This is a genomic window from Parabacteroides distasonis ATCC 8503, assembly GCF_000012845.1.
Classification (GTDB): Bacteria; Bacteroidota; Bacteroidia; order Bacteroidales; family Tannerellaceae; genus Parabacteroides; species Parabacteroides distasonis.
Window position 1 is genome coordinate 2,518,212 of sequence record NC_009615.1, and the last position, 25,016, is coordinate 2,543,227.

Annotated in this window: 19 protein-coding genes and 2 pseudogenes; 18 read left to right on the top strand and 3 right to left on the bottom strand. The window is 39.0% G+C overall.

Annotated elements, in window-relative coordinates; translation table 11 throughout:
* Window positions 1–17 precede the first annotated feature (17 nt).
* The 18 genes and pseudogenes from BDI_RS10680 to BDI_RS10760 all read left to right on the top strand — a co-directional run bounded on the left by BDI_RS10680 (window position 18) and on the right by BDI_RS10760 (window position 20,504).
* Entirely contained in the window at window positions 18–2,363 is a 2,346-nt protein-coding gene (locus tag BDI_RS10680) for a DEAD/DEAH box helicase (RefSeq protein WP_011966711.1), read from the top strand.
* 5 nt (window positions 2,364–2,368) lie between these two features.
* The gene (locus BDI_RS10685) at window positions 2,369–2,587 is read left to right on the top strand and encodes a DNA modification system-associated small protein (RefSeq protein ID WP_005646242.1); all 219 of its coding nucleotides are present in this window, start codon (window positions 2,369–2,371) and stop codon (window positions 2,585–2,587) included.
* An 8-nt stretch (window positions 2,588–2,595) separates the two neighbouring features.
* Window positions 2,596–3,549, top strand: a pseudogene (locus tag BDI_RS10690) (AAA family ATPase); the annotation flags it as partial.
* Window positions 3,550–3,802: 253 nt separating this feature from the next.
* Window positions 3,803–5,023: a site-specific integrase gene (locus BDI_RS10695; protein WP_011966713.1), complete on the top strand. Its 1,221-nt coding sequence runs from the start codon at window positions 3,803–3,805 to the stop codon at window positions 5,021–5,023.
* Window positions 5,024–5,035: 12 nt separating this feature from the next.
* Window positions 5,036–5,419: a hypothetical protein gene (locus BDI_RS10700; protein WP_011966714.1), complete on the top strand. Its 384-nt coding sequence runs from the start codon at window positions 5,036–5,038 to the stop codon at window positions 5,417–5,419.
* A gap of 277 nt (window positions 5,420–5,696) precedes the next feature.
* Window positions 5,697–6,938, top strand: coding sequence for a primase-helicase family protein (locus tag BDI_RS10705; protein ID WP_011966715.1), 1,242 nt, complete (start codon window positions 5,697–5,699; stop codon window positions 6,936–6,938).
* Between the two features lie 251 nt (window positions 6,939–7,189).
* A complete protein-coding gene (locus BDI_RS10710) occupies window positions 7,190–8,161 on the top strand; it encodes a toprim domain-containing protein (protein WP_011966716.1) in 972 nt (323 codons plus the stop codon).
* A 266-nt stretch (window positions 8,162–8,427) separates the two neighbouring features.
* Entirely contained in the window at window positions 8,428–9,735 is a 1,308-nt protein-coding gene (gene mobV / locus BDI_RS10715; RefSeq protein WP_011966717.1) for a MobV family relaxase, read from the top strand.
* A 318-nt stretch (window positions 9,736–10,053) separates the two neighbouring features.
* Window positions 10,054–10,383: a His-Xaa-Ser system protein HxsD gene (gene hxsD / locus BDI_RS10720; RefSeq protein ID WP_041525579.1), complete on the top strand. Its 330-nt coding sequence runs from the start codon at window positions 10,054–10,056 to the stop codon at window positions 10,381–10,383.
* Window positions 10,384–10,389: 6 nt separating this feature from the next.
* On the top strand, window positions 10,390–11,814 hold the full coding sequence (gene hxsB, locus BDI_RS10725) for a His-Xaa-Ser system radical SAM maturase HxsB (protein WP_011966719.1): 1,425 nt from the start codon (window positions 10,390–10,392) through the stop codon (window positions 11,812–11,814).
* 7 nt (window positions 11,815–11,821) lie between these two features.
* On the top strand, window positions 11,822–12,964 hold the full coding sequence (gene hxsC, locus BDI_RS10730) for a His-Xaa-Ser system radical SAM maturase HxsC (RefSeq protein ID WP_011966720.1): 1,143 nt from the start codon (window positions 11,822–11,824) through the stop codon (window positions 12,962–12,964).
* Between the two features lie 35 nt (window positions 12,965–12,999).
* Window positions 13,000–13,257, top strand: a complete 258-nt coding sequence (gene hxsA2 / locus BDI_RS21200) for a His-Xaa-Ser repeat protein HxsA2 (protein WP_011966721.1) — start codon at window positions 13,000–13,002, stop codon at window positions 13,255–13,257.
* 96 nt (window positions 13,258–13,353) lie between these two features.
* Entirely contained in the window at window positions 13,354–14,076 is a 723-nt protein-coding gene (locus tag BDI_RS10735) for a hypothetical protein (RefSeq protein WP_011966722.1), read from the top strand.
* A 195-nt stretch (window positions 14,077–14,271) separates the two neighbouring features.
* Window positions 14,272–15,345 (top strand): annotated as a pseudogene (locus BDI_RS10740) (DNA sulfur modification protein DndD); the annotation flags it as partial.
* Window positions 15,346–15,350: 5 nt separating this feature from the next.
* On the top strand, window positions 15,351–16,937 hold the full coding sequence (locus BDI_RS10745; protein WP_011966724.1) for an ATP-binding protein: 1,587 nt from the start codon (window positions 15,351–15,353) through the stop codon (window positions 16,935–16,937).
* A 5-nt stretch (window positions 16,938–16,942) separates the two neighbouring features.
* Window positions 16,943–17,560, top strand: coding sequence for a hypothetical protein (locus tag BDI_RS10750; protein WP_011966725.1), 618 nt, complete (start codon window positions 16,943–16,945; stop codon window positions 17,558–17,560).
* Window positions 17,561–17,570: 10 nt separating this feature from the next.
* Window positions 17,571–19,385 (top strand): GmrSD restriction endonuclease domain-containing protein, encoded by a 1,815-nt coding sequence (locus tag BDI_RS10755; RefSeq protein ID WP_011966726.1) that lies wholly within the window; start codon window positions 17,571–17,573, stop codon window positions 19,383–19,385.
* A 27-nt stretch (window positions 19,386–19,412) separates the two neighbouring features.
* Entirely contained in the window at window positions 19,413–20,504 is a 1,092-nt protein-coding gene (locus tag BDI_RS10760; RefSeq protein ID WP_011966727.1) for a PIN domain-containing protein, read from the top strand.
* Window positions 20,505–20,707: 203 nt separating this feature from the next.
* On the opposite strand, the gene BDI_RS10765 is transcribed toward BDI_RS10760, so the two are convergent.
* The 3 genes from BDI_RS10765 to BDI_RS10775 all read right to left on the bottom strand — a co-directional run bounded on the left by BDI_RS10765 (window position 20,708) and on the right by BDI_RS10775 (window position 24,980).
* Window positions 20,708–22,396, bottom strand: a complete 1,689-nt coding sequence (locus tag BDI_RS10765; protein ID WP_011966728.1) for a hypothetical protein — start codon at window positions 22,394–22,396, stop codon at window positions 20,708–20,710.
* Window positions 22,397–22,437: 41 nt separating this feature from the next.
* Window positions 22,438–23,649, bottom strand: coding sequence for a hypothetical protein (locus BDI_RS10770; RefSeq protein ID WP_011966729.1), 1,212 nt, complete (start codon window positions 23,647–23,649; stop codon window positions 22,438–22,440).
* Window positions 23,650–23,852: 203 nt separating this feature from the next.
* Entirely contained in the window at window positions 23,853–24,980 is a 1,128-nt protein-coding gene (locus BDI_RS10775; protein ID WP_011966730.1) for a hypothetical protein, read from the bottom strand.
* Window positions 24,981–25,016: the final 36 nt, after the last annotated feature.

The window sequence follows — 25,016 nt, forward strand, 5'->3', positions numbered from 1 at the left end:
AAAATAAAAAAGGAATAATGAAAAATATACCATACCAGCAGAACGCTATCAATGAACTGACAGATAAAACGATCCGTCTGTTAAACCTCGGTGGAAAACGACACAAAATTGTGTTTGAAGCGCCAACAGGTGCGGGAAAAACGGTCATGACCTGTCAGGCTTTGGCAAATATAACCGACGAATTGAAAGAACGTGGTGACAGCCGTTATCAGGAAGTTGCCTATATTTGGTTTGCACCTCGTAAACTTCACCTGCAAAGTTATGCCAGCTTAAAGAATGCCTTTGGCGAAACACGGAAACTTCGGCCTGTAATGTTTGACGAGATTGACCAGAGTGAAGGCATACAACCTGGAGAAATATTGTTTGTCAACTGGGAAAGTGTGAACAAAGAAAGTAATGTCATGGTACGCGAAAACGAAAGCTTTGCTTCTTTGTATGAAATTGCACGACGGACACAAGAAGAATACGATTTGCCCATTGTTGCCATCATAGACGAGGAACACATGTTTTGGTCAAAAACTGCCGATAAATCGGCAGCAGTGCTGGAACGTATCAATCCGGCTGTAGAACTGCGTATTTCGGCCACTCCCAAGACACTTCATCCTGATGAAAAAGTAAAAGTTTACCGACAGGATGTTATTGCGGCTGAAATGATTAAGAAAGAAGTCGTGCTGAATCCTGATATAGAACTGGATTTCAGTGAAGAACGCACACTGAACGAAAATCTGATTAAGGCGGCATTGGCAAAACGTAATCAGTTGGCTGAGCTTTATCAGGAATTGGGCGTCAAAATCAATCCCCTATTACTTATCCAGCTGCCCAACGATGTGAAGGAAACCATGACTTCGGAAGATCAAGCTATCGCAGAACAGGTGAAAACCTATTTGGAAGCTATATGCGGGATAACCGCCGAAAATGGATTATTGGCCGTATGGCTCGCCAACGAAAAAGAGAATCTCGCCGGACTGGAACGTCCCGATAATATGACGCAAGTATTGCTATTCAAAGAAGCAATTGCTTTGGGTTGGGACTGCCCTCGTGCAGCTGTACTGCTAATCTTCAGAAAATTGCAAAGCGACCAGTTTACGATACAAACTGTAGGACGTATTCTGAGAATGCCGGAACAGAAACATTATCCGAAAGAACAGCTTAATATCGGTTATGTTTATACCGACATTGCAAAAGATAAAATTCAGATTGTCACAGCCGATTCCGACTATATCTTGAAAAATACGATTAGGGCATGCAGACGTGAAAATCTTGAGAATGTATCTCTACCGGCTTACTATTCAGAACGCCCTAATGTGGAAAGAAATTATTTAGGACCCGACTTCAAAAAAACATTGTATGAAGTGGCTGATGAATTCTGGAAACTGGAAAGAGGTGCCGGATTGTTTTCTATCGCTGAATTGGCCGCTTTAAGAAATGATAATGATGAATTTACTCCGTTGCCAGAAAGTGATGACGATTTAGTAAATGAAAACAGAAGACGGGTAAAGAATTCAATTCGTTTGGATGTCAAGACAATCAATGTGGAGATTCCGAAAGATGTACACTTCCAGAATGAAGAACAGATATTGAAAGTAGATCAAGTGCGCTTTGCCCGTAAAGCATCTGAAATAGACCGTGTATTTATGGCATATATAAGCGGTAAGGGACATCAATTTGAGAGTAAAGGTAGAGCCGATAAAATAGCCAACTATCTGCTTGAAATGCTCGCCGACTATTTTGGAATTTTCGATACAGATGCCAAGAAGGTCGTTCTTTATTATGATAACAGACCCAAATTTGACCGTTTACTGGACACTGCCTTAGAAACATATGCCCGTAAAAGAGAGCGAGCAAAGAAAAGATCTGCGGCAGCCAGAGAATTAAAACAATACAACTGGGAAATTCCGGAAGAAAGAGTATATGACAGCGAGACTAACCATATCGAAACAGCAAATAATCATGCTTTGCTGCCATTCGTACAACTTAACGAAGCTTCTAATCCGGAGAAGGAATTTGTGAAATATTTGGAAGAACATTCACAATGGATTGACTGGTGGTATAAGAATGGGGACAAAGGAAAACAACATTATGCCATTGCATACGGAAAATCTTTATTTTATATTGATTTCGTTATCCGTATGAAGAATGGACATGTATATCTTTTCGATACGAAAAGTGCCGGAAGTGATGTAACTGCTCCGGAGAAACATAATGCCTTGTTGCAATATATCCAGGAATATTCAACTAAAGATACACCTCTTTATGGAGGAGTTATCATTCAAGATGGAAGTAACTGGCTATATTCCAAACTACCTATTGAGAATACTACTGATTTGTTAAACTGGGATGCTTTTTATCCTGAAAACGCATAAAGATTATGGCTAAAGGTATAGATCCGAAATTTGTTCACTACGGCATCCGCAAAGATGATTTAGCTATGATAGAAGCAATCTGTGAAGCGGAAGGTGTAGATTTTGACTGGTTAAGTGAAGATATTCTGAAGGCCTATCATGCCAAGAAGGTTGACGTGATAGAAATGAGTGATAATGAAACGGAAGACATCATCCGTAATGCAATCCAAAAAATACGTCAATAAATACGATTATGCTGATACAGAGAATTAAAATAAGCAATTATAAGACTTACTTGTCACTTGATCTGGATTTGACAGTCGATGACGATCGCCCTATTATTCTGATTGGCGGTGCAAATGGTGGCGGTAAGACTACTTTATTCGAGGCCATAAGCGGAGCTCTTTATGGTCTGAAAATTGAAAACAAAGAGCATTTCATGGAATTGCTCAATCAGGGAGCCTTAAACACAGCCAAACCTGAGATTTCCTTACAGATAACATTTGTAGGGAAAGTACTCGGTCAGCAACAGAAGTACATATTAAAGCGTGTTTATCAGTTAAATCCGCAAGGAAAGCCATTGGAAAGCGTATCGCTGAACATGAACGGTAACATGTATGTTTACGGTACAATGACTACTCCCAAAGACCGGGTAAAAGCAGAACAGGAAATCAATAAAATCATCAAAGCCAATCTGCCTCAGGAACTGAGCCAGTATTTCCTGTTTGATGCAATGCAATCGAGTGAACTGCTGAAGAAAAATGTATTTGCCCAAACCATTCGTGATAATTTTGAGAATGTATTGGGCTTCAAAAAATACCTTCAGTTAAAGCGTGCTGCTGAAAAGCTACAACAGGAATGGGCTCAACAACGTCTTGAAGCAGAAAAAGAAGCCCAGGAATATAATGAACTATGCGCACAAAAAGACAAGCTGACCGCAGACTTAAATACGTGTATAGCGGAACAAGATGCAAAATATAAGTATCTTGCGTCGGTAGAAGTGGAATATAAACGAGCAAAAGACGGTGCCCAGGAAGCTTCTGCCCTCAATAAGAAGATACAGGAGCTTGCCAGTAAAATTGACGATATTGTAAAGCGTGCAGCAACTTATGCTGAGGACTTGAAAGCATTTGTTGACAATATAGAAATTGATTTATTCTTACCTAAATTAGCTGCAAACCTGGCACAAGAAATCAATAAATCTCTGGAATAACCTCGAAAAACGGGAGAAATGGCGCTAAACGACTTAATATCAGAGTTGTTACGGTGTCAAATAATGACAAGCCGAAGAATCGGAAAACGCAAAGAAAAGCGGATTTAAGAAGAAGAATGGTTTGCAAATCATTACCCGTGAAAGAGTAAGATTTAACATATGAGAGATGCTATTGCACCGTTTGTCACCGATTTGCGTATCAAGGTCTAACTCGTTGATATTTAACTTTGCAAACAAAAAAACGAGTATGGCAAGAAGTACATTCAAAGTGCTGTTCTACGTGAACGGCAGCAAGGAGAAAGACGGTATTGTCCCCATCATGGGACGAGTGACAATCAACGGTACTGTGGCGCAGTTCAGTTGCAAGCAGACCATCCCGAAAACCCTTTGGGATGCGAAAGGCAACCGAGCCAAAGGCAAGAGTGCCGAAGCACGGAACATCAATCTGGCATTGGACAACATCAAGGCGCAAATCATCAAGCACTATCAGCGCATATCCGACCGAGAGGCATACGTAACGGCTGAAATGGTGCGCAATGCCTACCAAGGGGTAGGAAGCGAGTATGAGACACTGATAAAGGCTTTTGACAAGGATTGCGCCAACTTCCTGAAACGTGTCGGCAAAGACCGCAGCATCGGCACATACAAGGTAATGGTAAGGGCAAGGAACTATGTCGCAGCCTTTATCAAGTCATTCTACAGACGGACGGACATGTCCATGCTGGAACTTACGCCCGACTTCATCAAGGAGTTTGCGGCTTATCTTACGGCTGAACGGGGACTGAAAAACGCCACCATCTGGCTGAACTGCATGTGGCTGAAAGGCGTGGTCATGCGTGCGCACTATAACGGACTGATACCGAGAAATCCGTTTGCGCAGTTCCATATCAGCCCGAATGTTAAGGAACGGGAATATCTGACAGAGGACGAAATCAAAAGAATCATGGCGCACGAGTTTGACAACCCCACCCTCGCATTGGTGCGAGACCTGTTCATTTTCGCCTGCTTCACCGCCTTGTCTTTCGTGGATATGAAAGAACTCACAACGGACGAAATAGTGGAGGTGAACGGCGAGAAATGGATATTGTCGAAACGGCACAAGACAAATGTCCCGTTCCAAGTGAAGCTGCTTGATATTCCCTTGCAGATAATCGAACGGTACAAGTATCTGTCGGAAGACAAGCTGGTTTTCGGGAAAATCAACTATTGGACGATGTGCAAACAACTGAAAAAGGTAATGGCGGAATGCGGAATAGAGAAGCAAATCTCCTACCATTGCGCACGTCATACGTTTGGAACACTGGCTCTTAGCAAGGGGATGCCCATTGAAAGCGTGAGCCGTGTTCTGGGACACACGAACATTGTCACGACTCAAATCTATGCGAAGATAACCACACAGAAACTTGACAATGACCTGACGATGTTCGGCAACAAGCTGAACGCATCGTTCGGAAGTGTAACCCCATAACCAAGCATAGCCATGAAACGAAGCATCATCACAACGGACGGCAACGGCAACATCACCTTGCCGACCGACATTAGCGCAACCGCCATGAGCGAATGGGAACTTTGCGACCTGTTCGGAGTAACCGCCCCGACATTCCGTGCAGGGCTGAAGGCTCTTTGCAAGAGCGGAATTTTAAGGGAATACGGGATAAGGCGAAGCATACGGGTATCCGATAATTGCTGTATGGAGGTTTACAACCTTGAAGCGATAGTTACCCTCGCTTTCCATATCGGCACATTCGGAGCGGAACGGGTACGCAATGCTGTTCTTGAAAGACTGTACCTGCGAAAAGAGAAAACAAGCATCTTTTTCTCGCTGAATACCAACGGTATATCCAAATCCGAATACTTCTCGTAGCTGAATGCCTGACATTATTCACTCGGTAAGTCAGTAATTCATTAAGTCAGTACGACAGAACGACAGACGCTCTGATTTTTTCTCCCGAAAAGCGTAATCCGACATTTGCTTTTCGGGAGTTTTTCCGTTTGCACAACCCGTTTCCTGCCCCAAGCCATTGAAAGTTTTTGTTTCGGGGGCTATTTGTCACCATTCTGCCGTGTTTTGCATAACAACCTATCCGATAATTGATTATATTTTTGCAGCTGGTAATTTTCAAACTTAAAACCATTTGATTATGTCAGCTATCGAACAACAGGACAGCCACAGACCGCCATCGGATGGCGGCATGGCAAAGGAAGAATTTATCCGTGTCGGGACAACGCTCTACAAGATTGTGGAGCAACCGAGACTGAACGGAGGGTATGTGAAGAAACGCATCGCATGGAACAACGAGACCCTGCGACAGGATTACGGCAAGGATTACATCGGCAGCGTTCCCAAGTATGACGGCTTCTGCACCGTACCCGAACACATCGGCTACCGTTCCGTGGTCGGCAAGTTCCTTAACCTCTACGAACCGATAGACCACCGACCGCAGGAGGGCGATTTATCGCATATCCAATCTTTGGTACGGCACATCTTCGGGGAACAATACGAGTTGGGGATGGACTATCTGCAACTGCTCTACCTGCAACCGATTCAGAAGTTGCCTATCTTGCTGTTGGTGTCGGAAGAACGCAACACGGGCAAAAGCACCTTCCTGAACTTTCTGAAAGCCCTTTTCCAGAACAACGTGACTTTCAACACCAACGAGGATTTCCGCAGCCAGTTCAATTCCGATTGGGCCGGTAAGCTCCTTATCGTGGTGGATGAGGTGTTGCTCAACCGCAGGGAGGACAGCGAACGGTTGAAGAACCTCAGCACCACACTTTCCTACAAGGTAGAAGCCAAAGGCAAAGACCGTGACGAGATTGCGTTCTTCGCCAAATTCGTGCTGTGCTCCAACAACGAGCATCTGCCCGTAATCATAGACGCAGGGGAAACACGCTATTGGGTACGCAAGATAGACCGCTTGCGGTCCGATGATACCGACTTCCTGCAAAAGCTGAAAGCGGAGATACCCGCCTTTCTCCATTTCCTGCAACACAGAAAACTGTCCACCGAAAAGGAAAGCCGGATGTGGTTCAACCCCACATTGCTGCATACAGAAGCCTTGCAGAAGATTATCCGTGGCAACCGCAATCGGCTGGAGATAGAGATGTCGGAACTGCTGCTTGACATTATGGTTGCAATGGATGTGGATAGCGTTTCATTCTGCCTTAACGACCTTGTCGTACTGCTGGTGCACTCGCAGGTAAAGGCGGAAAAGCACCAAGTGCGTAAGGTGGTGCAGGAGTGCTGGAAACTAACACCTGCACCAAACGGGCTTACCTACACCACCTATCAGGGCAATTACAACAGAAGTTGTCACTATGAGCCGATAAAGAGGGTGGGACGCTTCTACACCGTCACAAGGGAGCAACTCGAATCCCTGTAATACTATCATTTTTCTGTTGAATTGTTGAATATGGGTATAAATACAATGACAATAAACGATATACATTCTCAACAAAATCTCAACAAGCCAAAAGAGAAGTTGAGAGACCACCGACACCCGTTTGTGGATTTCTCTTTTGGCGAGCGGTTTGTTGAGAAGATGTTGAAAGTTTACAGGTCTGTATATAAACATATTACATCAACAGTTCATCAAATCAACAAATTTTCATCAACTTCAAAACCGTATGTAATATGACAATCCAAGATGTAAAGCAAATCAAACTGGCAGACTATCTGCAAAGTCTGGGCTATACGCCTGTAAAGCAACAAGGCAAGAACCTGTGGTATAAATCACCGCTACGGGAAGAAACGGACGCATCGTTCAAGGTAAACACTGAGCTTGAAAAATGGTATGACTTCGGCATCGGCAAAGGCGGAAACATCCTCGCATTGGCAGCGGAACTTTACTATTCGGAAGATGTAGCCTATCTGCTGAAACGCATAGAGGAGCGGACAGCATACATCCGCCCTGCATCGTTCTCTTTTGGCAGACAGCATTCCGACAATCAGCCTTATCAGGGATTAAGGGTTGGTGAGTTGTCCTCTCCTGCTCTTATAGCCTATCTGCAAGAAAGGGGAATAAACATCGGACTTGCCAAAAGAGAATGCAGGGAGCTTCGGTTTATGAATGCCGACAAACCCTATTTTGCCATCGGCTTTCCGAACATGGCAGGAGGATATGAAGTGCGCAACAGATACTTCAAGGGATGTGTCGCCCCGAAAGACATCACCCATATCCGACAGCAGGACGGACAACGATGTATGTGTTACCTGTTCGAGGGGTTCATGGATTACCTCTCATTCCTTACCATCCGAGTAAGAAACAATCCGCAACACCCGCGATTGGACACACAGGACTATGTCATACTGAACTCCGTTTCCAATCTTGCGAAAGCGGAAAGCTTATTGGAAACCTACACCCAAGTCGGCTGTTTCCTTGACAACGACACGGCAGGACGGAACACCTGCAAGAAGCTGAAAGAGAAGTTTGGGGAACGGCTGCTTGACAAGTCAATGTACTATCGTGATTATAAGGACTTGAACGACTACCTGTGCGGTAAGCCCTTGTCCCAATCGGCAGAGCCGATAAAGGAGAAGAAGCAAGTCCAATCCGCAAGGCGGATGATGCAGCCACCGAAAAAGAAAGGGGGATTTCATCTGTAATATGCACGTCCGCTCTCCCAAGGTATTTAGACAGAAATACCATAGCTCAATAGGGCGTTTTCTTCACGCATTACTCCGTAACGCTAAAAACACCCTATCGAGCCAAAGGGAAATCCCTTTGGAAACCCTGTGCAAACGAGAGCAGAAGCCAAACTCGTTTGGATTATGCCGAGTGCTGCAATGGTTCATTTGCATAATAAACCCTGTGAGCCGATGCCACAGGCAGAGAGAAGAAACATAACGATAACCGCAAAAACAGTAATGATATGGGATATTTTTCATTGGACATTAAGAAAGCAAAGGGTACATCGGACACCACGCAGTCCGACCATATAGAGAGAAAGATAATACCTAAAAATGCAGACCCGACAAGAACACATCTGAACAGGGTGCTTGTCGAATACCCCGATGGCGTTCACGGCAGGGATGAAGCGATTGCCCACAGGTTGAACACGGCAGGCATCAAACGGAAAATCACACACGACCAAGTCCGTGTTGTCCGGGTGGTTTTGTCGGGTACGCACGAGGACATGATGAACATACAGGAAAAAGGCGAACTCGATGAATGGTGCAGCGACAGCATCCAATGGCTGCAAGCCACATTCGGCAAAGACAATGTGGTTGCCGCCCATCTGCACATGGACGAGAAGACTCCGCACATCCACGCAGCCGTTGTTCCCATCGTGACGGGTGAAAGGCGCAAAGCCAAGAAAGAACATACGGACGGTAAGCGCAAGTACCGCAAGAAAACAAATTCCGTCCGTTTGTGTGCCGATGACCTGTTCAACCGCCAGACCTTGATTGCCTACCACGACAATTACGCAAGGGTGATGACGAAATACGGATTGCAACGTGGGGTACGGGGTTCGGAAGCACGGCACACCACCACCATGCAGTATTATCGGGACTTGAAAAAGAAAAATGAAACCCTTGAAACCGAAACCAGACTGTTGCAGGAAAAGAAAGCCGAGGCGCAGGAGGAACTCAAACGAGCCAAGAAAGAGGTGCAGACCGAGAAGCTGAAAGGCGCAGCTACAACAGCAGCAACCAACATAGCCGAAAGTGTGGTTTCTCTTTTCGGGAGTAACAAGGTGAAAGCATTGGAATGCAGGAACGAGGATTTACAAGACCGCATACTTGAACTTGAAGAGGAAGCCCGACAGAGGGAGCATCAACAAGCCAAGCAGATACAAGAGATAAAAACAGCTTATGAACAGCAGAACAGTAAACTGTCTGAGTTTGTGGATTTTGTCAAACGCTACTTCCCTTATGTGGAAAAACTGATGCCGACCATTAAATTCTTGCGTGACCGTTTGAGATTCAAGGATAGCACCATCAGAAAACTTTGTGAATTCAAGAATGTAACTGTAAGTGGCAGCTTCTATTCTTCGGAGTTCAACCAAAACTTTGAAGCCAAACATTCCGTTTGCTCCATCAAGCAGAATGAAAGCGGAAGTTATGATTTCAAGATAGACGGTGTTTCACACGTAAGCTGGTTCAGACGAAAGAAAGACGAGTTTATGGAAGCATTGGGAGTGCCGACAAGGAAACAAAATCGAGATATTAGATTGTAAATCAAAATAAAGTCCGTGTTATAACATTCAACTATCACGGATTTTTTGTACTTTTGTATTCGGATTGGGGAAACCCTTTCCAAGACATACGAGAAAAAGAAGAAGCGTTATGCTTATCTTGTAAGTTGGAAACGTAGGAAATTTCGGACTTAGTACGAGAGAAGGCATAGTGGTTCTCACGCTATAGCGTGGGCTGCTATTACTACATCCGTACTAAAGGTTTCCTACGACCTCCAACTTAGATGTGGTTGCATTGCAGTTCACGCTTCGTGCATCAATAAAGGGTCTTTGAGGGCTGCCAAAGACATATGTACGATTATGGCAGAGATTAAATTTCCTATTGTGGAGCTTGCAGCAGATAAGTTCCAAGTTTCTGTAGATACGAGCCTGTATGCCAAAGAAGTTATAACAGCAGCTATCTATAAATTTTCCCACCTGTTTTATATCCACCAGCAAACGGATACTTGTAACCAAACTCTTGTGAATGTTATTTTTGAGTCGAAAGACAACAGCAAGGTTGCGGAAGACGTTCCTAAGCAATTTTGCAATGAGCTGATAGACCAACAGATTCGATATAATACAAATGCACAGTTTGGGCATATTCGTAATATGATAGTTCAAGAAGCGTTCAAACCTGTAACAAAATGATGAATTATGGCTTATCAATTACTACCGTTTCGTTTTGAACGATTCAATGATAATCAATATCTTCTGACAAATGAAGTTGGAGAATACATCTTCTTGGCAAATGACGATTTTCACGCCTTTGTTAATGGCGAGTTGGATGAACATAGTGATTTATTCTATGACCTTGCTTCCAAACAAATAGCAACAACTGACAAGGTCGAAGATGTGGTACAGATGCTTGCCACCAAGTTTAGAACGAAGAAAAGCATCTTGCGTGATTTCACTTCGTTACACATGATTGTACCAACGCTACGTTGTAATTCAAGCTGTATTTATTGTCAGGTTGCCCGTAAGAATATGGATGACCATTCTGCTGATATGACTAAAAAGACAGCAAAGAATGTAGTGAAAACCATATTTCAATCTCCATCGCCTTGTATCAAAATAGAATTTCAAGGTGGAGACCCGTCGACAGACTTCAATATGGTAAAGTATATCATCGAAGAAGCTGAATGGCAAAACTTGTTCAAGAAAAGAGAATTGGATTTTGTTATCTGTACTAACCTTACTCTACTTAATGAAGATATGGTGCAGTATTTGAAGAAACATAAATGTATGATTTCCACTTCTCTTGATGGTCCTAAAGATTTGCACGACATGAACCGTCCTTTGCAAAACAAGGATTTAGACCACCATGCCATTTTTGAGAAGAATCTTGCCATGATAAGAAATATATGGGGAAATAATGAGTGTGTTTCTGCATTGATGACTACTTCCAAATATAGTTTGGGACGTTTCAAGGAGATTATAGACGAATACATCAGATTGGGATTCAATAATATATTTCTACGCTCTCTCAATCCTTATGGATTCGCAAAGCAATATAAGGATAAGATAGCCTATCCTGTGGAAGAATTTATTGCGAATTACAAAGAAGGACTGAATTATATTATAGAATTGAATAAACAAGGAATTTTCTTTGTAGAGGGTTTCGCTGCATTGTTGCTAAAAAGAATGCTAACCCCATTTGCAACAGGATTTGTTGATTTGCAATCTCCGGCAGGAGTGGGTATCGCAGGGGTGATATATGATTATGACGGCAATGTGTATGTTTCGGATGAAGCACGAATGATGGCTCGCTTTAAAAACTACTATTTCAGATTGGGTAATGTGAACGAAAATACTTATCAGGAAATGTTTAACGGAGAGTTGCTACATCATATCATTGCTTCTGCTTGTAATGAATGTTTGCCTGTCTGTGCTGAATGTGTTTTTCAACCTTATTGCGGAGCTGACCCTGTTCGTAATATGTCAGAACAAGGAGATATGATAGGTTTTAGACCCACAAATGAAATGTGTAAGAAAACAAAAGCTATTATACACTACTTATTTGAGTTATTGCAAAAGCATGACCCTGAAATAAATAGAATTTTTTGGTCTTGGTTAAATTGATTGTATTATGAAACAGATTCAAGGTACTTCATACAATATTGAAGATGATATAGTTGGACGCATAACCTTTGGAAAAAGGAATTTGTTTGGTCGTTCCAATGATATACTGGTTTGTAAAGATAGCGACAAGCCTGCTTTCGGTTATTTGGCTACAATCACGGAGAAAACAACTTTCTCTGCCAAAGACAAGCCTTATTGCGTTGTTAATAGTGTTGAAAATTTCAACGAGGGAGATGTGGCTGTTATCAATAAAAAAGGTGAAATCATTTTTGTGTACGAGATAAATTCTAATCACAATGCGCTGATGGCAACAGAACGCTGTAACCATCGTTGTATCATGTGCCCACAACCACCTATCTTACAAGAGAAAGATAAAACTCCTTTCAACTTACAACTCATATCACTGTTTGACAAAAACACACAAGAGATTGGTATAACAGGGGGAGAGCCAACTCTTATTGGAGATAATCTTTTTACATTGATACGCCATATCAAAAAGGAATTACCTCAAACAGCTATCAGCATTCTGTCGAATGGAGTAAAATTTGCAGACAAAGAATTTGCAATGAAATTAGCCAAGTGCAGACATCAAGATTTGCAAATAGACATTCCTTTATTCTCAGATATAGCCGAAGAACACAATCGTATTGTAGGCGCAAAAACATTTTATAAGACTGTTCAAGGACTATATAATTTGGCATTATTCCGTCAGCGCATCGGATTGCGTATAGTAGTCCATAAGCAAACTTATAAGCGGCTTCCTCAATTTGCAGATTTTATCTACCATAATTTTCCTTTTGTCGCCCAAGTAGCTTTTATGCAAATGGAAACAACTGGATTGGCAAAAGAGAATTTTGAGAATTTATGGATAGACCCATATGACTATAATAATGAGTTACGAGAGGCGGTACTATTACTTGCGGATAGGGGAATGAAACCTTATATCTACAATGCGCAATTATGTGTACTTCCCGAAGATATACGTTGCTATGCTCAACGGTCTATTTCAGATTGGAAAGACATATACATAGAAGAATGTGACGGATGTGTGCTAAAAGGGCAATGTGCAGGATTTTTTGAATCCAACAGGCAGGCTCATAGTTCGCACATTAAGAAAATAGAACATATATCATCCGATATATCGTGTTAGATAACTGAATGTTTAACTTAAAAATGGAGGTATCAATGAAGAAACTCTTGTTTTTTGCGGTTTCTGCAATTCTTGCAGGTGCAAGCTACTGTTCCTCTGTTAGCGAAAAGATTGTTGCTAAGGTAACAAACAGCGACACTCAAATCGAACAACAGCAGGAGCAGACATTGGTGCTGGAGCAGTCCTCTGCCGAGTTTAAATTACTCGCAAGTCACAGTTCTCACAGCAGTCATAGCTCGCATAGCTCACACAGTTCTCATCGTTCTCATAGTTCCCACTATTCGAGTAGATAAGAACTGAATTTCTAAAGGACGAGCTAATATAAAAATAGTTCGTCCTTTTTTAGTCTCATTATTTTATATTACTTTTGTACTCAAATTAATACGGGTATGTCAAGCAAAGGATACAGACGTTTTAAAAGCCGTTTAGAGTATTTCCGAACGGATAATGAAGTCGCTGAGATTATAGTTCAGAACAAGGAATTACTGAAAGGTTCTGATGTCATTTTCAATAAAGTGACAATGGAGAAACATCCACTGCTATACAATAGGACTAATAATGCCAATAGTAGAAAGTTAGTTGTAAACCATCTAAGAAAAACCATATATGTATCTTTTATAAAAGATATGTATGAGGAGGTTACTGAGTACATTAGATACATATTACAAGAAGGGGCAATGAATGGCGTTGACCCTCGCAGACTTGTCGGTGAGCATAATGTAAACATGAAAGCCAACGAGATTTTGTCAATGAGCACCAAGAGAGAGATAATCCAATCTATTATGGATCAAATTTTCCAGCAATTAGAAAATGAGCGAAGTACTATTACCCTTATCTCTAAAATCAAGAACAAATTGGGACTAACAATAGAACAACAACTCGTAGATGATGCTTTACCTTTTCTTGAAATTAGACACATTTTTGTTCATTCAGATGGCAAACCTAATAGTGCATTCTTAGAAAAATATCCAACTATTCAATTAGACGAACATCATAGAATTTTATTAAATTCAACATTTGCAAAGAAAGCATACGATGCTGTCAATAATTTATTGATAGCTATTGATAACGATATGATTTCAAAAAATTATATCTCTGCTTCTGAATTATAAAAACGAAGTGATGAAACACCAAAAGAATACTTTTCCATTCTTTTGGTGTTTACATACAGATTTAGTATTTTTGTACTCAAGAAGAGTTATTTGAACGCAATTCATAGCAGAACACTGCAAATAGCACAGTTGCCAAATCATTACCTCAAAATCGGGTAATTCTCCCAAAGTCCTTATTATAAAGAACTAAGAAAGCTATTCCAAAATTACAAAAATATCCTGCACATAAAGGAACAACTTCAGAAGGAGAATACAGGTGCCTATCCGTTGGAGACATTGAAAGATGTGACAAACAAAATTATAACTTACTTAAAAGATTTGTCACTATGCAGTGAATCTGTGGATGAAGAACAGGTCGTATCTCATATTGTAGCTATCCAAAATAGCACTAATAAAGAAGATCCTTTTGGTTATCTTGACGAAGCAGAAGTAACCGCTTTATCTAATTTGGTAAAACGAACTGGTTCCAATCAGTTCATTGCACTTGACCGCCAGCGCCAGGAACTGGAGATTCAACTTTCGACGTTGGATAACTTACGTTCTCAAAAACAGACCTTGGAACAAACGCAAGCCGGTGGTAACGAATATCTAATTCAAAATTATGAAGCCGCTCAAAAACAGATAGAGAAACTGAAAGGTCAGGAAGCGACTCTGAAAGCAGACATTCAACGTCTTGAGAAACGGATTCATCAGTTTGATGTACAAATCCAGCAAGAACCTGATATTAAATTCGACACTTTGGTCAAGCTTAAGCCTCTGTTTGAAAAGATTGCAGACAGTTTGCTGAAGAAGAAAAAAGCCCAGATTGAAAGTGAAATGCAGCAGCAACTCAACAAGTTACTGGTTTCATATAAAGGTCATGTAGCCAAAGTTGAGTTGTCCGACAGCATTGAACAATTCAATATAAAACTCTATCATACTGCCGGAAATGAGATTTCATTGAATCAGCTTAATGCTGCATCCAAACAAATCTTTATCCAAGTTTTATTAAAAGTATTGCGAAACCTGGGAGATTATAATCCACCTGTAATGATTGATACAGTAATGGGTGTTCTTGATAATGAAAGTCGTGATGCCTTGATGGAAGAATATTTTCCACAATTGGCAGAACAAACGATTTTGCTTTGTACGACCTCTGAAATCAGAACAGACAGCGACTACATCAAACTGGAACCGTTTATTTCCAAAACCTATACACTTCATCGCAATGTAGAAGCACAGAATACTACGGTTGAAGACGGTTATTTTGGTTTAACTCTTAATCAGTAAAAGAAATGAGCATCATAAATTTTTCAAATACGCGCCAGATGGAAGGATTGTTTGATGCAATCAATCCAATCAAGGAACTGATTGAATCAAAAATCAATCTTTCCAGAACGGCTGATCGGGAGAAACGTATAAACTTGAATCAGAATAAAGTAATGCGTATCTGCTTTATCGTGGGACTAAGCTTGCCTACAAAGCGTTCCATAGATGATTACAAGGACATACAATTGTCAGTGTCATCCATAAGAATTACTCCCAGTTTTTTCACAATGCACGATTTAAGCACCTTATATTCGGCATTGTTAAAACTAAGATATGCAGACTTGAACATTGATTGGACTCAAAACGCTACTCTTTCTCGAATTATCGCAGCAGAAATGCTTCGTGGACGTGACTATCTGATGTCTGACAACAATCTGGATTCCTTCTTATACGCAATGAACAACAAAGTAGCCATGGCAAAAGATATTCCAGTTCTAAATCTTCTGATTGGAAACTATGGTGATGAAGAAATGGAAGCAACTTTGGATATAAATAGTCGTTCCATTACTAACTCACAGATTATTATTGCGGGAGCCACAGGTTCCGGAAAGACCAATTTGCTGGCAGTTTTGATTCAGCAATTCAGAATGTTATCCACAGAATCACAATATCCCGTGAACTTCCTTCTGTTTGATTACAAAGGAGAGTTCAGCGATATACAGAATAGCCATTGGTTGGCACTCTTCGATGTGGACCGTTCTTGTATTCTGGATCCATTGACACAACCATTGCCTTTTACTCCATTTAAGGATTTCACAGGACGCTCTATCAATGAAATCAATCTGTATTCTACAGAAATGTCTTCTGCTTTATGTTCTATAGACCGAGTAAGTGCGAGTGCCAACATGAACAACCGTCTTAGTGAAGCTATTGTAGAAGCCTATAAATCGACAAATGGCACCCCTATTTCATTTGAATTAATGCTGAAATGCTATCAATCACGAATGAAAGATGCAAATAATGATGATAGTATTTCTTCTGTTCTGAAGCAATTGGTTAATGCGCATATCTTTGAATCAGAAGATAAAGTATCCTTGATTGATGACAGCTACATCATTAAGATGGATGGATATCCAAAAGATGGACCTATTGCCAAAGCTATTGTATATTTCCTGATGTCTAAACTTAATAACATTTATGAGCTACTGGATAAGCAAGCAGTAAATGATGAAGTAGTACAAATACGTCATTTCTCTATTATTGATGAAGCTCACTATATGCTTGACTTTGACAATCGCCCCCTGCGTAATTTAATTGCTGTAGGACGAAATAAAGGTCTGAGTATTATCCTTGCCACTCAGAACATGAGTAGCTTCAAATCAAAAGGTTTTGATTTTTATGCCAATGCTCAGTATCCTTTGATTATGAAACAGCAGACTATTGATGATAAGGTCATTAAAGACTTGTTTGGCGTGAGTGGCCAGGAACTTCAAGAAATCAGAACTGCTATAGCCGGACTTCAGAAAGGTGAATTGATTATTAAAGACCAGATGGCTTTTGCTCTTGGCATGGGAAATAAGTATAAGAAAATTAATGTGACACATTTGATATAATAAGTATGGCTTGCAAAAATAATATAATACTCAATTCAACTTGTATAATAAGTAGTATAACTTGTGTCGCTTTGACATTCTGGGGGCAAATAAAGAATAATGGGACTATAACGACTGATTCATACATAGGGATTATAGCTTCATTAATTGGTATCTGTGCTACAATAGTTGTTGGTTTTCAGATTACAAGTTTTTTTGAACTACGTAATTTGAAACAACAAATTGATCAAGTTGAAAAGCAACGTAAAGATTTAGAATTATATAAAGCGACCATTTCAAATGAAATACATTTATCTAGAACTGGTATTTCAAATGCATTCGGTATTTTATCTGTGGTAGAAAAAAAGTCTTTACTAGGCTTTGCCGCACGTGTTAGTTCCATCGTTTGTGATGATCTGCAAGCTACACCTGGTAATATATTACTAACTAGATACCAACAGTTGTATGATGCGACCTCTTTTTTCTTAAAAACAAATGATTATGTAGATTTAATGTATCCTATAACAGAAAATCTTAAATATATTCATATACCGCAGAACAAAGAAAATTATAATGAGATTATGAAATTGCATTTCGATATCATCACAATGATGGAGAAAGCGAAACAGAATTTAGCTAAATAATGAATAGAACATGGCTGAAAAATATAATGCATCAAATATTGCCTTAGAGCAAATACTGAACTTTATCAAATCAGGTGAAATTGCGATTCCTGAAATTCAACGTCCTTTTGTATGGAAGCCAAAACAAGTAAGAGATCTGATAGATTCTTTATATACTGGTTATCCTACAGGGTATCTTATCATCTCTCAAAGTCCAAACATCAGGCTCAAAGATGGTACACTTGCTGAAGGAAAGAAAATTATGATTGACGGTCAGCAACGTGTTACTGCACTTATGACTGCCATTATGGGGATGGACATTATTAATGCTGACTTTCAGAAAAAGCGTGTTAAAATTGCCTTTAATCCATTGGCGAATCCGGAAAACGATGAAGAACGCTTTAAGGTGCAAGACAACGCTATTTTGAAAGATAAAAGATGGATTGCCGATATCGCAGAGGTATTTAAACCGACATTTGATATGTGGCAATTTGTCAATGATTATTGCGAAGAGAATCAAGAGATAAAAGGCAGCGCTTTAAATAAGATTCTGATGCAACTATTAGATATAAAGAACAGACAAATCGGAGTTATCATGCTTGATAAAGAATTGACTATTGATGAAGTTACAGAAATATTCATTCGTATTAATAGTCAAGGAGCAAAACTAAATCAAGCAGACTTCGCTATGTCTAAAATAGCTGCCAATGTTACTTATGGAGGCAATATGCTTCGAAAAGCTATTGATTACTTCTCTCACTTATCAGTTCAACCAGAATGGTATTCTGATATGATTAAAGATGAAGAATTTATGAATTCTATTTTTGCATCAAAACTGAAATGGTTGAAGGATGATCGTGAGGAAATCTTTGATCCAGATTATAATGATATTTTGCGTATAGCATTCATGTATAAGTTTGGTAGAGCTAAGATGAAAGATCTTGTAAGTTTACTTGGTGGACGTGATTTTGAAACACGCGAATATAAAGAAGAGATAGCGGAGAATTCATTCGGACAACTTACGAGTGGTGTCATTGATTTTATGAATGAATACACTTTCTCTAATTTTGTTCTAGCTATCAAGTCAGCAGGATTCATTGCCAGCAAGTTAATCAATTCTCAAATGACCCTTGACTTTGCCTACACTCTATACTTACTATTGAATGCAGATCCAAATATAGACAAGACGCAAATCAAGCATTATGTGGTTAAATGGTATGTAATGACTACTTTGACAAGTAGATATATAACATCGCCAGAAACTGTAATGGATATGGATATAAAACGTATCAAAGAAAGAGGGTTCCTAAACTACTTTAGTGAAGTGGAAGCTGCGAATCTTTCCGATACTTTCTGGGATATAGCTTTGGTGCAATATCTTGAAACATCTGTGATAAATAGTCCATACTTCAATCTTTATTTGGCATCTCAAATACATGATGCAGATGATGCCTTGTTTACATGTGGATACAAAGTCAATGACCTTATAACTGTAATTGGTGATGTACATCATATTTTCCCTAAAAAATACTTGATTAAGAATGGAGTAAATGAGAAATCAAAATATAATCAGATAGCCAATTACACATATTTAGACACCCAGGTTAATAAGGCTGTGCGAGATGATTCTCCTAATATATATTTCTCTAAAGTCTTCGAACAGTGCGAAACCGGTATTGCTGTTTATGGAAACATAACAGATAAAGCATTACTGCTCAAGAATCTCCAGCAGAACTGTATCCCTGAAACTATATTACAAATGGAACATACAAATTATGAAGAATTTCTTGCAGAGAGACGTAAGCTGATGGCGAAGAAGATAAAGAAGTATTATTATAGTTTATAGACATATTATTTAATTCTTTCTTTTATTATGTGTGATTTAAAAAAAAGAACTCATATATTTATAGATACCTCTGTGTTTCAAGCAGAAGGATTTCTCAAGGAATCGAGCCGAGTGTCAAAGTTATTTGGTCTTGCTGCAAAAGGCCACCTGACTATCTTATTACCTGAGATTACAAAAGAAGAATGGCGCAAACATTTTTGTGAGGCGACTCTTTTACCAGTTGATGAATTCAAACGAAGAATGATGGTTATGGGTAGTCCAGATGAATTATCTAAAGCTCTAGAAATCATTTCTGCAATTGACAGTGAATCAATATCAACAGCAGTTCTTGACTCAAGTATTGCAAAAGCCAGGATTCAGATTATAGGATACGACTATTGCAATGACGTCGAAGGGATATTCAAGAAGTACTTTAATAGCGAGAAACCTTTTGGGAAAAAGGGAAAACAAAAAGAATTCCCTGATGCATTCGTTCTAAGTGCTCTTGAACAATATGCTAAGAAGAATCGTATTGAGAACATTATTCTCTTGAGCCATGACGGTGATATGTTTGACTACAAAAGCGATGTTTTAATCCAAAAAGAAATTGGTGAATATTTGAATGGAATCCTGAAAGAGATAGCTACATCCGAAGCAGAAAAAAGAGATATCGAAAGACTATATGCCTATTTTCATAAAGGGAAGATTTCATTTGCTGCAGACCTAAAAGAGCAATTGACAGATTACCTTCTTGATTATAGTGTATACGATAATCGAGTCCAATGGCAAGAAATTGAAGACGTAACAATTAAAGAAGAAGTAGCACTCTCATTCAGTGATAAAGATATACAACTGACTGAAATTAATAAGGAATACCTTGAGGCTATTTGTTTTGTTGATGTTGATGCTATAGCGGATGTCGAACACGTCGATGAATCAATGAGCTATTGGGACTCTGAAGAAAATAATTATTTATTCAAAGAGTACACGACTAGTGAAGTGGAAATATCAGCATCCATTAAATTAACAATTCGAATGGATAGGACCGAATTAGTGATGGGACAAGATCCCGCTGTAGAACTCTGTGAAATCGAGTATAGAGATTTACAAGAGGCAATAGATGGGGAGACTGAATACTAAAGTGTGTCTGTAAAGTTATAATATCTTTTTTCATTTACTTAACACACTCGGGACGGGTAGTCCCGCCCCTTGGTGCTGACCGTTCCCCGACCGATGAGTTTTCTGGAGAGAAATAATGCATGACACAGTTTATTTTACACAACCAACACACTTTAGCTTACAGTCTCTATTCTATCTTAATTAATTGTTTTTCAGATCTATATCTAATCATTTTTATTAGTTACAACAGGTTTCTTTTGTGAGATAGGAACAAACTTCATTAAAGAATCAATGTTTGCACTTATCGAATGTATTTCTTTCAAAATTTCATCTTGCCCCTTTTGAACGTCTTCAATGCCCTTATTAGTTTGCTCTATCAATGGAGAATAATCTTTCTCTTTTTCTTTATGGCATTGCTGAACTGCAAGTAATAAAAAACCACTCAAACCTACAGTCAAGACAAAAGTAACAATTTTTTGAAAGTGCATATGTGCTCTGATAGACTGCTGCACGCCATCAATACATAATGGACATGAGTACTTTAGCCAGAATATTCTTAACCTTTGCCAAATTGAAGGAGTGCCAATCAGAGACGTACATTCAGTATATGCCATAAAGTCTCGCCATAATGATTTCTGATTCTTTTCTTTTAGTAGCCAAGTAGCTTTGATGAACCTATGTAAAAGAATACAATCCTCTAATGGTCGTATAGCCTCTGTTTGTGCCGGATATAAAGTTATTGTCACATGGCCATCTGGCAAAAGGTAGAAAAACAGTGTTACTCCAGATTCAGTAAGTAGCTTGGAGCCGTTTTTCTTGTCTATTCTTTTTACTGCCTGCCCACCCCAGAAGACTTCTATCACATCTGGGTTATTACCACCAGCCCTACTTCCTGGACATACTTGAAGAATGCATCTATCTTCAAAAGGCTGTGATAAGGGATCTGACTTCTGTAGTTTACTAAAGATATCCTTAGCACTATTATAAAACTCCCTGAAAGCATCTTCATGCTTCTTAATTTTATCGAGCTTTTGCTCGTGCTTTGAATTGTTTACCATTTGCTTGAAATTATATGTTTTGCCTTTAATTGACTCTTTTTTCTGAAAATGTTTATAGGTATGTTTTGCTGCCATTACTATGCTGTATAAAAAAACAGCCAAAACAATAAGTAGTATTAAATTATTCCAGCATCCAATATTTAAAAAATAATCCCTTGCCCACAACAGCAGTAAGGGCACACCGATTCCAGAAACGGACACTATAATTGTATATCTGATAATTGCAATCACATCACAATCAATGGGTTTGTGTATCTCATATTGTAACACTTCCATATCCTCAATCACTTCGCACTCTACGTTTCCGGCGATATTTCCAAATTCCTTATCATCCATTCCTTCATCTGAGAATCTATTACCAAATGATAGTTCTTTTCGAATAGTTGTGAAATAACCTGGAGATATGCCCATTGGACAATCCAGCAACTGACTGAAATGCACCTCTTGATAGTTCTTGTGAATAAGGTTATACCAAATGCTATTCACAAAAATTTTAATCCTATCCAAATCCTCCTCGCTATAATCTATGTAGGGATTCTGTTTATATTGTTTTAGCTTCAGGTCCCTATGTAAGGCATCAATAGCGTGCATAAAAGATTTGACGTTTCCATCCTCATCTAATGCAGGTTCATTCGCTTTTAGTTTACCTCTTTGTTCGTTTAAACAGTTGCTATTCCAGATAAATCCACATAACTGTCTAAAGAGTGTAAGCTTTCTGCCTAAAGTATCAAATTTTAGTTTATTCTCGTCATATTCCTTATTTCGAGCAGTTAGATAACTACTAAGGAATGCAACGAGAAATCCAGCAAAGATAGATGCTGTTGTTATTATTGCTATACAAAGATTTTCATTCATTTTATTTTATGATATATAGATTAGTATCAATGGGATTCTCTTCATATCAATTTATATTCATGTATTTCGTTTTCAGTATCAACCTGAATATAATTAACCGGAATATGATACTTTTTACGAAGAGCATTCAAATACTTCTGTGCATCGTCAGTAAGCACAATACTGCCTACGATATAGTAATTACGGACCTTGATATCGGTATGGTATAGACCGTATTCAAGCAGTTGTGAGAGTGATTCACGAATACATAGACGAATATCTGATATTGTCTTGATTTCATAAAGATCATATTCATTACCATGCTTCGCCACGATATCGATTTCTGTTCCAATAGGAGTAAGATTTTCTGTACCAACATTTTCTTTCCCGTATTCTTTTACAAGATAATCGTAAAGAGCTTTTTGGATAATTGGATGACGTTTTGAAATATGAGAACGACGAGAAGAACCATTTTTGGCATCTATATCAGTTTCTTCTGTTCGGAAACCGGGTTGAAAGACGAAATGATCTTCAAGTTTGAAAATTGTCTTAAGGTTATAAAGTGATGTATAATAGCTTGTTTTAACATTGGGTTCTTTTCTATCAACAGGCTTCAAAACATCAAATTTTCGGAGATTTTCAGGTCTATATCGGAGATTAAAGGCAAATCCACTAGGTATTTTTTCTATGTAGTCTTTGAGTTGTTCCTGCATTTCTGCATACCAACCCTTTTTCTTGTATTCACTAAGAATAGTCTTTGCCTCTTTATTGAAAACTGGTTCTACATCAAGAATCTCCCCTACCCAGTAACGCTGTTTTGTTTTATCGTTTATCGTAAAGAGAGAGAGATCAAAAGATAAATTTTCCTTATAAGAAGCAACTGCTTGAATATGTCCATAATGATAACCATTTATCGTCTTGGCAATGTCAAATAACCATTCCTCGTGACCGAATCCGTATTTATATTCATATGAGTCCTTATTCTTGCTTTTACCAATTCGTCCGGAAGGACATGTCCAACCATTTGTGTTCCAACAAATACGTGCTATCTTTTTTAGTCTGACATTGATCCCAAGTTTTTTGAATGTCTCGGCATAATCAAGTTCATAAGCATAATCAAACTCATCATTATATACTCTCCTTGCAACCTGAAGGAGGGGAAGAAATACTGTATTATCGTCATTACAAATCCACCATCCACTGATGAAGGAATTGTCTAGTGATGCACTATATTTTATCGCATCAAGAATAATCTTTTTAGTCAAATGTGTCATAATAGAAGTCGATTTTAAACAAATTATTGGCACTAATTCAATAATATAGTGCCGATAATTTGCGTGTAGTCATATTCTTTTAATGTAGGATTATCCTTTCCTCTGGCTGCCATTCTACAAGTGAGACGATCGCCAGATATTGTTCCTTTGCAGAGCTCAACTTATTTAAGAAGTTTCACATGTAGCTTTAAATTTAAAATGAATCATGGTATATATACTTTACATATAGCACCGTTCATCGCTAAATGAATCCAACTCATGGTGTTATACTGCTTTTCTATGTCCATGCCCCATCGCCTACCGACATTCTCAATCTCCTTATCAATATTATTTTCCGTTATTTCTTCAGGTTTTAAATGAGTATTATGTTGATTTATCCAACAATTCCAAGCCTCACTTTTGACAAGTTTTTCTTTTCTTTCTTCAAACGGCAAATGTGTAGGTAACATTTTTTTTAATCGATAAATACCCAACTCCCAAAAATACAAGATTCTATGACTAGGATCTAATTCTTGTTTTTTCCTTTCTTTTTCAAGTATTGCCAAAAATTCTGGCTCCTTGATCTCTGGCTGTTGCTGCCAATAATTATTTAATGCTTCATTATCGGCTTTTTGCATTGCCTCAATTCGTTTGTAATCTTCTGTTTGGTATCTTACAACATAAGGGCTTTCACCTACGATTGGAGTATTACCATACCATAATTGACCAACCTCTGGTTGTTTCACTGCAAAGATTGAAGACCCCATACTAAAATCGGTCTTGGATAATTCTTGATATTTAATAATCCAAGAATCGTTTCTATAGTATAAGTTCAATAGATAAAGCGCAGCCATCGAATGTAAAAGAGCTTTTATATTACCATCTTTGAGAGAAGCAAATCTATCATGTTTTACAGCTTGATATGCTTTTTCCCAAAATGTACCAGCTCTTTTATGGGCATTCTTTAATGGTCTTAGAATTCGATTCTCTTCTTTGGTTAAATTGAAGAATGGAGCAACAACCAAAACTCGTTTATCATGTATCGCCCATTTTATATCAATAAGTTTTAAGCAATCCTCATCAAAAAACAAGTTTTTATCTCCACGTTGTTTTGTCCCGCCATTGTCATAATACAATTCCTTGGAAATTGCTTCTATCTGGACGCAACATCGTATAAGTAAATCTGCGATATAGGGTGAAAAAGTCTCCAATTGAGAATTACATGGTTGAGTAATTTCTTTACCATGCTCATGAGTAGTAATTTCATCCGTTATAAATATAAAATTAGAAACATTAATGAACTCTTTTTCGAGACTCAAATATGTCTGCCAAAATATATCTGATTTTTTCATATAAATAAAATTTATCCATCACTGCCCTATAAAAGA